The organism is Nocardiopsis deserti (genome assembly GCF_008638355.1).
GTDB lineage: Bacteria > Actinomycetota > Actinomycetes > Streptosporangiales > Streptosporangiaceae > Nocardiopsis > Nocardiopsis alborubida.
Genome location: NZ_VWVS01000041.1, coordinates 1 through 10135, shown reverse-complemented (window position 1 = coordinate 10135; position 10135 = coordinate 1). Strand labels below are relative to the sequence as shown.

The 10135-nt window shown below is 68.3% G+C and carries 11 protein-coding genes and 2 pseudogenes; 7 read left to right on the top strand and 6 right to left on the bottom strand.

All coding sequences use genetic code 11. The features are described 5' to 3' along the window. Positions 1–93 (bottom strand): annotated as a pseudogene (locus FYW99_RS31400) (IS5/IS1182 family transposase); the annotation flags it as partial. A 136-nt stretch (positions 94–229) separates the two neighbouring features. Here FYW99_RS31400 and FYW99_RS31395 point away from each other — a divergent pair. Together FYW99_RS31395 and FYW99_RS31390 are read left to right on the top strand one after the other, a co-directional pair. Beyond that, positions 230–685 carry a hypothetical protein gene (locus FYW99_RS31395; RefSeq protein ID WP_150256214.1) on the top strand — a complete coding sequence of 152 codons (456 nt, stop codon included), beginning with the start codon at positions 230–232 and terminating at the stop codon, positions 683–685. 377 nt (positions 686–1062) lie between these two features. Continuing rightward, positions 1063–1347: a transposase gene (locus FYW99_RS31390; RefSeq protein WP_190394896.1), complete on the top strand. Its 285-nt coding sequence runs from the start codon at positions 1063–1065 to the stop codon at positions 1345–1347. Here FYW99_RS31390 and FYW99_RS31385 read toward each other — a convergent pair. After that, on the bottom strand, positions 1297–2556 hold the full coding sequence (locus FYW99_RS31385) for an NADH:flavin oxidoreductase/NADH oxidase family protein (RefSeq protein WP_150256210.1): 1260 nt from the start codon (positions 2554–2556) through the stop codon (positions 1297–1299). The two genes, FYW99_RS31390 and FYW99_RS31385, sit on opposite strands and share 51 nt — an antisense overlap. Beyond that, on the bottom strand, positions 2553–3578 hold the full coding sequence (locus tag FYW99_RS31380) for an NAD(P)-dependent alcohol dehydrogenase (protein WP_150256208.1): 1026 nt from the start codon (positions 3576–3578) through the stop codon (positions 2553–2555). Before FYW99_RS31380 ends, FYW99_RS31385 begins: the two co-directional genes overlap by 4 nt. Before the next feature lie 103 nt (positions 3579–3681). Between FYW99_RS31380 and FYW99_RS31375 the strand changes: the two genes are divergently transcribed. After that, complete coding sequence (locus tag FYW99_RS31375; RefSeq protein WP_150256206.1) at positions 3682–4236, top strand: TetR/AcrR family transcriptional regulator; 555 nt, start codon at positions 3682–3684, stop codon at positions 4234–4236. A 378-nt stretch (positions 4237–4614) separates the two neighbouring features. After that, positions 4615–4854, top strand: coding sequence for a hypothetical protein (locus tag FYW99_RS31370; RefSeq protein ID WP_150256204.1), 240 nt, complete (start codon positions 4615–4617; stop codon positions 4852–4854). A 301-nt stretch (positions 4855–5155) separates the two neighbouring features. Here FYW99_RS31370 and FYW99_RS31365 read toward each other — a convergent pair whose 3' ends face one another. The 3 genes from FYW99_RS31365 to FYW99_RS31355 all read right to left on the bottom strand — a co-directional run bounded on the left by FYW99_RS31365 (position 5156) and on the right by FYW99_RS31355 (position 7718). Continuing rightward, a complete protein-coding gene (locus tag FYW99_RS31365; protein ID WP_190394895.1) occupies positions 5156–6241 on the bottom strand; it encodes an IS110 family RNA-guided transposase in 1086 nt (361 codons plus the stop codon). A gap of 383 nt (positions 6242–6624) precedes the next feature. Further along, positions 6625–6933: a GNAT family N-acetyltransferase gene (locus tag FYW99_RS31360; protein ID WP_150256201.1), complete on the bottom strand. Its 309-nt coding sequence runs from the start codon at positions 6931–6933 to the stop codon at positions 6625–6627. A gap of 128 nt (positions 6934–7061) precedes the next feature. After that, positions 7062–7718: a hydrolase gene (locus FYW99_RS31355; RefSeq protein ID WP_150256199.1), complete on the bottom strand. Its 657-nt coding sequence runs from the start codon at positions 7716–7718 to the stop codon at positions 7062–7064. 526 nt (positions 7719–8244) lie between these two features. On the opposite strand from FYW99_RS31355, the gene FYW99_RS31350 reads away from it, so the two are divergent. From FYW99_RS31350 to FYW99_RS31340, 3 genes and pseudogenes are all read left to right on the top strand, one after another. Beyond that, positions 8245–9186, top strand: coding sequence for a DUF5996 family protein (locus FYW99_RS31350; protein ID WP_150256197.1), 942 nt, complete (start codon positions 8245–8247; stop codon positions 9184–9186). Positions 9187–9335: 149 nt separating this feature from the next. Further along, entirely contained in the window at positions 9336–9803 is a 468-nt protein-coding gene (locus FYW99_RS31345; RefSeq protein ID WP_150256194.1) for a MarR family winged helix-turn-helix transcriptional regulator, read from the top strand. A 178-nt stretch (positions 9804–9981) separates the two neighbouring features. Beyond that, positions 9982–10135: pseudogene (locus FYW99_RS31340) on the top strand (LLM class flavin-dependent oxidoreductase); the annotation flags it as partial.

Sequence of the window (10135 nt, the reverse complement as noted above, 5' to 3'; positions counted from 1 at the left end):
CCCGCCGCCTTGCGGGCGGGTGGGCGCCTCGGGCACCACCCGCTGGAACAGTTCCCATAGCTCGTCCGGCACCAGCCGTTCCACCATCGACACAGAGGCAGGCTACCGAAAACCCAAATGAGATGAGATCTTAGTCATGGCCGTGTACGGTGCTCAGGTCAACTGCGGACGGACATCGGAGACGCACAGTAGCTTCCTCTGTGGCGGATCAGCCTGAAATAATCTGAGCATGTCTCAGGCGGAAGCAGTTCTGCTTGCTGCAGTCATCGCGGCCGGAGCCTCGATATTCGTGGGCTTGTTGGCACGCCAAACCCAACGAGATCAAGTTATTTGGGAGTCGCGCCGAGATTTATTCACGAGCTTCGTGTTGGCGGCAAATGAATGCCAGAGGCTCCAAGAGGGCATTCGCACGGACGACCGACACCAGGAAGAGCGTGTCGCTATCGAGAAACTGAAGGGTCTTCATTCTCGAATGGCGATCGAGACGCCGAAAAGCGAGGAACTTTTACTCATATCAAGGTGCCTCATTGAACACTTTGAAGAAATCAACTCAGTCGCGATGAGTTACGAAAAAGACCGCGACCCCATATGGCAAAAACGGTTGCACGACGAAAGAAGTGACCTAGTGGAAACCATGGGCCAGATGCAACGAGCGGTGCATAAAGAATTGCATCGCAAGGAGTAGTTGGGGTGGGGCCCCGCAGCCACCTGGGGCTGATCGTCGCCATCACCACGCTGCTCAGCTCCCTGGTGACCGTGGCCACCCGGCTGGGGTGGACCCCCGCAACCTGAACTCGGTGCGTATTCACCTGACACCGGTGGTGCCGTGCCTACGTGGGGGGCGGACAAGATAAGCCGGAAAGGGGCAGCGAGCCTGCGTTCTCGCAGTGCAGAAGGTAGACCAATCCGGCCGATCCGAGTGGTCCAGCACTCCGGCGTGGTTCGTCCTGGTACCGCCTGGTTCTGGGCTCCGGTAACCGGGTTTGTCGGAGGTGATGTGTCCTGCGTTTCTCGGAGTCGGATTCCTGGATCCTGGGACGGCGTGACCTCAAGGAGGGCATCGTGGGACGTGGTGGATACCCAGCTGAGTTCCGCCGCAAGGTCCTGGACCTGGTCCAGGCCGGACGCAGCGTCGCGGACGTGGCACGCGATCCGGACATCAGCACTGAGACGATCTACGCCTGGCGGCGCCAGCAGCGCATCAGCCAAGGCCTGGCTCCCGACCCGGCCAGCACCGAGAAGAACCAGGCTGGTCGACGCTCACCGCCCGTCCCGCCTCCCCGGGAACTCCAGGCCTCATCGGGGCGATGGCGGTCCCACTCGTCGGTGGCGACGGATCGCGCGTGAGCGCCGGTACTGGTCCAGGACGAGGGCGGCGAGCGGGGGCACGGACTGGTCCGGTCTGTCGCGGCTCAGATTGTGCATTCGTGCGGTGATGCTCGCCTGCACGGCCGCGGCGCGGAGGGACTTGGAGCGGGCCAGCGTGCATGGCGGCTCGACTTCGGCGTCCTGACCCGCGAGCCACCGCTGAGGGGCGTCGGGTTGTTGGGCCAGTGCGGTCGCCACACCCACGAGCGAGAACCCGCGGGTGAGCACTTCCTGCGCGACCCGACCCCGCCGGACGCCACCGGTGAGCATGAGGGGCACCGAAGCGTGATCGACGAGTTCTCCGGCGAGTTCCAGGAAGTAGGCCTCGCGTTCGAGGGTGCGTCCGTCCGCGGGGTGCCCCGCGGTGGCGAGTGATTCGACGCTTCCTCCGGAGAGTTCGACGAAGTCGACGCTGTCGCTGAGCCAGTCGATGACCTGGCGCGCGTCGTCGGGCTCGAAGCCTCCGCGCTGGAAGTCCGCGGAGTTGAGTTTGACGGCGATGCCGAAGCCCGCGGACACGCGCGCACGGACGGCGGCCACGACCTGGAGGAGTAGCCGGGCCCGGCCGCGCAGGGACCCGCCCCACTGGTCGTCGCGCCTGTTCACGAGCGGGGAGAGGAACTGGGCGAGCAGGTAACCGTGCGCGGCGTGGATCTCCACACCCGCGAAACCGGCCTCATCCGCCAGCGCCGCCGTGGTGGCGAACCGTTCGATGGTCTCGTGGATGTCGTACTCGGTCATCGGTACCGGCGTGGCGAAGAGCTTGGAGAGCGAGCCGATCCTCACGGGGACCGCCGAGGGGGCGAGCGCTCTTGAGCCGGTGTCGCGCTGGACCACGCGTCCCGGGTGGTTGATCTGCATCCACAGCGAACTGTTGCGCGTCGCCCGCGCCCAGGACCGGAAGGGTGCCAGGTCGCTGGCCCCGTCCAGGACGACGTCGGCCGGCTGGGCGACGGCGGAACGGTCGACCATGACGTGGCCGGTCAGGATCATGCCCGCACCACCGCGGTCCCAGGTGCGGTAGAGCGTGACGAACCGCTCGCTCGGATGGCCGCCGGGGCCCGCGAGCTGCTCCTCCATCGCTGCCTTGACCAGGCGGTTCGCGACAGTGATACCTCGGGGAAGCCGGAGCGGCGAGGAGAGCGCGGGAACCTCTGACGACTCGTGGGGGCGTGGCGCGTTCGTCATCGCGTGAGCACCAGCTTCCCGGCGGTGTGCCCCGAGCGGCTCTCGTCGATCGCCGCGTTCACTCCCTCGACCGTCAGCGGGAAGGTACGGGCGACGTGGACTCTGACGCCGCCGCTCTCGACGAACGCGTTGACGCGCCGCAGTAGTGGCCCTGAGGCCTTGAGGAAGACCGGTACGTACTTCACGCCTCGCGCGCCCGCGCCCCGGATCCGGCGGGCGGAGAACGTCGCGAGCAGCCGCATCGCGGAAGCGGGGGTGACGACGCCGTCCTCGTCGCGGGCGATCGTCACGAACCGTCCTCCCGGTCGGAGGACGTGCCGCGCCCGCACCCACTGCTCGATGCCCCCGACGGTGTCGATCACGACGTCGAAGGAGTCCGGGCCGAATCGTGAGGCCAGGTCGGTGGCGGTCCTGTCGATGACCTCGTCCGCGCCCAGCGTATGGACGAACCCGAGGTTGCGGGTGCTGGCGACGCCGACGACGAAGGCACCGACGGCGTGTGCCAGTTGGACGACGCAGTGGCCCACTCCCCCTGACGCCCCGATCACCGCGACCCGGCTGCCCGAGGTGACCTTGGCGCTGTCGAGGCACGTCAGCGCCGTCTGTGCCACCAGGGGAATCGCGGCGGCCTCCGCGAAACCCAGACCCGCCGGAATCGGAGCGAGCAACCCTTCGCGCACATTGACGTACTCGGCCCCGCCGCCCCCGCTGGTCTCGTTGTCGGCGTGCACCCGGTCGCCGACTCCGAACGAGGTCACGCCGTCGCCGACCGCGGTGACGACTCCCGCGAGATCGAACAGGGGTGTGAAGGGGAATCGGCGACGCTTGATCAGGCGCCGGTTCCCCTCGATCATCTGCCAGTCGATGGGGTTGATCGACGACGCCCGCACGCACACCTGCACTTCCCGCTGGCCTGGAGCGCGCACGGGCACGTCCTCGGACAGTCCGAGCACGTCGCGCGCGGCGCCGTACCGGGTGTGGACGATGGACCGCTGGACGCGCGGCACCCGAGTGGTGGTCATAGTGCGGTTCCTTGTGGCTCGTGCTCTTGTAAGACTTATTGGACAGTACTGTACTCCGAGTCTATTAGTGCTCTCGCTGACCAGAGAGAGGTAGTCTCGATCCATGACCAAGTCGGCCGGTGACCCGAGGGATCCGCGTGTGGCGCGAACCCGACGCGACGTGATCCAAGCCAGTGCCGCCATCCTGCTCGAGGACGGGTGGGGAGCCGCCACGCATGCCGCGGTCGCTCGGAGGTCGGGGTACTCGAAGGCGACCCTCTACGCGCACTGGCCCACCCCGACAGATCTCATGAGGGACGCGATCGACAGGATCTGCGAGGAATCCACGAGCCCGACGCCGAGCGGAGACCTTCGCGAGGACCTCCGCACGCTCCTCGCGAGGTTCGCGCTCACCCTGTCCGAGCGCCGCTATGACCAACTGATGGCCGGAGCCATCGAGCTCGCCGGACGGAACGAGGTCGCGCGCGAGCTCCGGGACCGCCTCTACGAGACCGCCACGAAAGGCATTCGCGACATCCTCGACGCGCACCTCCCGGCCCGCGATGTCGACCCCTCCCTCGCCATGCTCGTCGGCGCCGTCCTGGTCCGCGTGACCTACGAGGGCGAGGCGGCGACAGCGGAGTTCATCGCCGATGTCGTCGACCGGGTCCTCGACTGACAGGCCCCGGGGCCGGTGGGGGGTTGCTCCCGTAGCCGAAGTGCCGAGCCGACTTCACATGACACACTGCCACGGCCTCTCGCTGAGAGCTCCTCCGGCAAGCCATCGGTGTGCTCGGCCGCGCTCCTGCGGGGTTCGGGTGGGGACGGAGCGGTGGGTACCGGCAACGGTCACCTCTTGCGCGACGCTCCGCGCGGCCCGTGGCGCGTGGATCGAACGAGGTTCTCGGCGAACGGTTGCGTCTTCAGTGAAACGTGGCGGGTTGTTCGAGACAGGACATCACGCCCCCGTTTGCTCCCAGCGAGATCACGACAGCCCCCGCGCGACGCGACGTGGATCCTGGTAGTCGTTGCAACGCCCTTTTCCTGAAGGGGTGCGATGGACGACTTCGAGATCTGGGACCGCTCGCTCATCCAGGGACGCAGGAAGCAGGAGGCCCGCCGCCTCAACGCGGAGGAACCGCTACCGCTGACCCTCGGGCAAGGACTGACCCGCGCCGACGTGCGCACCCTGGCCCCTGAGCACTACGAGGGCCTCCGGGCGCGGGTGACCGAACACGAACCTCTCAGGTCAGTACACCTGATATGTAGGGTCTTTATGTCAAGAGCGCAGCGTTGACCTGCGGTGATGTGTAGGGCCTCACCACCGCAGACTTGTTGTCACCACGTGCGACAGGCGTTGTGTAAGACCGGTGGAAGCGCACCGCGCGGCTCGCGTGTCGTGCACGACGCGTGGTCAGACTGATATGCGCGGGTTGGCTACCGCAGGACGGACTGTTCGGCGGGAACGAGGCCGCGGCTCTAGAGATCGAGCGTGACCAGGAAAAGCATCCTCTGGCTGCTCATAGGTGTATCGCGGATCGTTCCTCACGCGGTGCCCGCGTGGTCTCTTCCACCGGTCAGCTTGTGCAAGCCGGGCCTCAGTCCTCGGTTACGGCCAGGCTCCAGCACCACCCGGCCAGCTCTCGGGCGATCGCGACCACGGCCACCGACGGCTTCTTGCCGCGCTCATCGAAGCGGACCCAGCGCCGGTGCAGGCGGTGGTTTCCCGAGTGAGCACGCGTTCGGGCCGTGGCCGGGGCCTGTCCCCAGCGCTGGCGCATCTCCCGGGTAGCGTGCCGGTAGGGACGACGGTGGTGCCAGGCGGCCTCGACCAACAATCGGCGCACGTGGGTGTTGCCGGTCTTGGTGATCGGGCCCAGCACCCGGCGAGATCCGGAGGAGTGTTCGCTGGGCACCAATCCCACATAGGCGCCGATGCTGGAGCCGGTGAAGCGGTGCCAGTCACCGATCTCGGTGGCCAGGCCGAACGCGGTGGTGGTGGAGACCCCGCGCAGGCACCGCAACCGGTCCACCACCGCCGCCCAGTCCGGCTCGGCGGCTGTGGCCGTGATGGCCTCATCCAACCGGTCGCGCCGGCCCTGGGTGAGCAGGACCTGCTCGTGGGCGGCCTCGAAGGCCGCCTGTAGCGCGAGTGGAGTGAAGCGCTGGCGGGCGATCCAGTCGTGGTGGGCCCGTGACCAGGTGTTCTTGCCTTCCCACAACAACCCCTGACGCAGCAGGAGCTTGGACAGGCGGTGGCGGGCCCGCATCAGGTCGGCGCGGGCGTCTTCGCGGGCCCGGGACAGGTCCCGGGCCGCTTCCTGGGCCGGGCCGGGCACGCGCACCGGGGTGACCTCGCCCAACCGCAGCAGGCGGGCCAGGTGCAGCGCGTCGCGGGCGTCGGTTTTGACGCGGTCACCGCTGGGGCGTTGGAGCTTGGACGGGGCGGCGACCACGCAGTCGATGTCGGCGTCGTTCAGGGCGCGGGCCAGGGCGAAGCCGGTGGGTCCGGCCTCGTAGACGGCTCGGACCGGTTCGGGCAGGGTGTGGATCCAGTTCAGGATCCGGGTGTGGTCGCTAGTGAGTTTGGTGGTGGTGATTTCGCCGGTGGGGTCGTGGATCGCGCACGCGGTGGTGGAGCGGGCGTGCACGTCCAGTCCCACGGTCGTAGTCTCGAAGGACACCGGGACCTCCCGCACATGTAGGCACTACTGTCCAGGTTCTGCCTGGTCAGCAACCCACGGCAACGTGCGCGTGAGGTCCCGGCCCTCAGCGAACCCCTCCTACATACCGTCTAGGGCACGCCGGTCCCCTGGGCCAGGGCCTGTCGGTCCCGTCCTTCCCCACCTCCGCACAGGACACCGGCTCCCGGAGCACGCGTGTCCTCCGGGAGCCGGTAAGGCCCACCCTCACCCCGGGCCCACACAACCCTCGCTCAGTAGTCAGGCTGTGCGTCAGGCTGCCGGTGCGGATGCGTTTGCTTGGTCGCAGCGGGTTCCGCAGGAGGGACCGGGTTCTCACCCGGCCCCTTTTCACACCGACCTCCGTAACCGCCGTGTCCGGCCGTTCAGTCGCTGACCCTGCTCCGGGACTGGTACAGCAGGTCCTGGTACCCGGGGTGACGGGCGATCCAGCCCGCGAAGAAGGGGCAGGTCGCCAGCACCCGCAGGTTCGCGGACCGCGCCTCGTCGAGGGCGGTGCGCACCAGCGCGGACCCCACCCCCCTCCCCTCGTACTCCGGTGCGACCTCGGTGTGCACGAACGCGACGAGTTCCGGCGTGCGGATGTACTCCGCGACGCCCGCGACCCCGGGTTCTCCGTCGACGCGGGCCTCATAGCGCTTCGCCTGGGGCACGTCGCCCACCTGGACCGCCACGGGTCCTCCCCTCGTGTTGGTGTGTCAGCTCGTTCACGCCGTCGACCGGCGGTGTCCTCGTCCGCGACGGGACCGGTCGGGGACGGGCGGTGCCCGACGCGGACCGGCCCCGTTCGGCGGTCGTGTCGTCAGACGCCGCCTGCGGCGCGGCTGGCCAGCAGCTGCGTCTCCCAGGCGAAGGCGACGCCGGTGGCGCCACCGTGCTGGGTCAGGACGTCGACCATGCCCTGCATGGTCTCCTCGCGGGCCCAGTCGCGCTGCCACTCGCTCGCCACGGCCAGCCAGGTGATCGGCACCACGCCGGCCTGGACCATGCGCCGCACGGCCATGTCGTGGGACTCGGCCGAGGCGCCGCCCGACGCGTCGGTGACGGCGAAGACCTCGAAGCCCTCGCCCGCCGCCTGGATCGCCGGCATGGCCAGGCAGATCTCCGTCCACAGACCGGCGATGACCAGCTTCTTGCGTCCGGTCGCCTTGACGGCGTCGACGACGCGCTCGTCCTGCCAGGTGTTGATGAACGTACGGTCGATCGGCTTCTGCTCCGGGAACACGTCCTGCAGCGCCTGGATGAGGTAGCCGCCGCGCTCCTCCAGCACGGTCGTCAGGATGGTCGGTACGCCGAACGCCTTGGCGGCCTTGGCGAGGCCGACGGTGTTGTTGACGACCATGGACGGCTCGTGGCTGTTCAGGTTGGCGAACTGGAACGGCTGGTGGTCGATCAGGACGAGGACACTCTCCTCGGGCGTCAGCAGTGCCTGGAGTCCGTTCTTGGCCTTGGTGCTCACAGGGGGTTCCTCTCAGGGGTCTCATGCTCTGGGGGGCTCGGCCGGGACACCGCCGGTCCGCGCACGGGCGCACGCGCCCTGGTGCCCGAACCGGCCGACCTCACGCGGCGTCGGCCGACACGGCTCCGCGGGCCAGCGCGGACTCTCCGCACGGGAGGCGGCCCTCCGCGTCAGTGACGGTACATCTCCGCCGAGTTAGGTGATGCATCATCAAAATTAGCATCATTGGATGATGTGTCAACCGAATCGGGCCCCGGATCCGCCATCGCCCCCACGAGTGGAACGCCACCCAGCAAGTTGACTTGTCACCTACTATCCGGATGTTGTATCAACGACCAGCGGGGGTCTCGCACCCACAGGCGACGCGGGGCACCGCCCGCCCGGAGGCCGTTGGCCGCCATGGGGTGCGGCGGGGACCGACAGGACCGCGGCCCGCCCCGCTCCGGGAGGGACGGGGGGCCAGGCCACCCGTCCGCGGCGCACGACCACCTCCGCCCCTTGGCGCACAGAAGGAAGTGAGTGAGCGATGACCAGCCCGTCAGCGACGAACTGGCCGAGCCTGCGGGTCTCGGACTGGACCCCCACCCGCGACACCCTGCACATGTGGACCCAGATCGTGGGCAAGATCCGCATGGCCCACGCTCCGCTGGTCAACCACTGGTGGCAGGTGACCCTCTACGTCAGCCCGCGCGGGTTGACGACCTCGGCCGTCCCCTACCGCACGGGGGCCTTCGAGATCGAGTTCGACTTCGTCGGCCACCAGCTCCGGATCCGCGGCAGCGACGGCGGCGAGCGGAGCTTCCCGCTGCGACCGATGCCGGTCGCCGAGTTCTACACCCGGATCATGGACACGCTCGGCCAACTCGGGATCGAGGCACCGATCCGGCCGAGCCCCAACGAGGTCGAGCCCGCGATCCCCTTCGCCGAGGACCACGAGCACGCCTCCTACGACGCGGAGGCGGCCACCCTGTTCTGGCGTCAGCTGCTCCAGGCGAACCGGGTGATCGGCGATTTCCGGTCGTACTTCGTGGGCAAGGTCAGTCCGGTGCACTTCTTCTGGGGAGCGATGGACCTGGCCTGCACCCGCTTCTCCGGGCGGTCGGCTCCGCCCCACCCGGGCGGAGCCCCCAACTGCGGGGACTGGGTCATGGTCGAGGGCTACTCCCGGGAACTGTCCAGCTGCGGGTTCTGGCCCGGCGGCGGCGAGGAGGGCGCCTTCTACTCCTACGCCTACCCCACACCCGACGGGTTCGCCGACCAGCCGGTGGGACCCGAGGGCGCGTACTACAGCACCGAGTTCCAGCAGTTCCTGCTGCCCTACGAGGTCGCCCGCGCCGCACCCGACCCCGACCGCGCGGTGGCCGAGTTCCTCCGCACCACCTACGAGGCCGCCGCGAACCTCGGGGACTGGGACCGCTCCGCACTGGAGGACGACCCCCTGCGGTGGCACGGTACCCCCGCGTCCTGAGGAGACGACGCGGCGGACCGGGCCTGGGCGTCGGCCCCCGTTGACGGGTCCCCTCCGCGCCCCCGGAGGGCCCGGCTCGGCGGAGGGCCGCGTCCCGGCCGCTTCGCCCCAAGTGGATGAGGTGTCAACTTCTTCGTTACACTGCGCCCATGAACGAGACGCCGCGCTGGCTGGAGGCGGACGAGAAGGCCGCCTGGGACAACTTCATCCACATGCAGGAGACGCTCATCGGGCGGCTGTCCCGTCTCCTTCAGGCCGACTCCGGGATGTCCGCCTCCGACTACATCGTGCTCGTCAACCTCACCGCGACGAGCGACGGGAGGATGCGCTTCCTGGAGCTGGCCAGACTGGTGAACTGGGAGAAGAGCCGGATGTCCCACCAGGTCCGGCGGATGGCGAAGCGCGGTCTCGTGACCAGGGAGGAATGCCCCGACGACGCCCGCGGAGCGTTCATCGTCGCCACTCCGGCCGGTTACAAGGCGATCGAGGACGCCGCGCCCCTGCACGTCGAGCACGTTCGCCGCCTGTTCGTCGACGCCCTGACCCCGAACCAGCTCAGCACGTTCGCACGACTCTCCCAGCGCGTCTCGGACCACATGGAGAAGCAGCCGGACTGAGCGGGTGGCGCGGAGCCCCGGGGAGCACTATCCTGATTTCGTTGATCAATCAACTTCTACTTGTACTGCCATAGTTGATTCATCAACAAAAAGACGATGATGTCGCGACCGGGGTGAACGCTACCGGCACCGCGTTCGTCACGGCAGCCGGCACAGCGACCACAGGGAGACGGGTGCGATGCAGTTCGGGATCTTCACCGTCGGTGACGTGACCACCGACCCCACCACCGGCCGTACGCCGACCGAGGCCGAGCGCGTCAAGGCGATGGTGACCATCGCGCTCAAGGCCGAGGAGGTCGGCCTGGACGTCTTCGCCACCGGAGAGCACCACA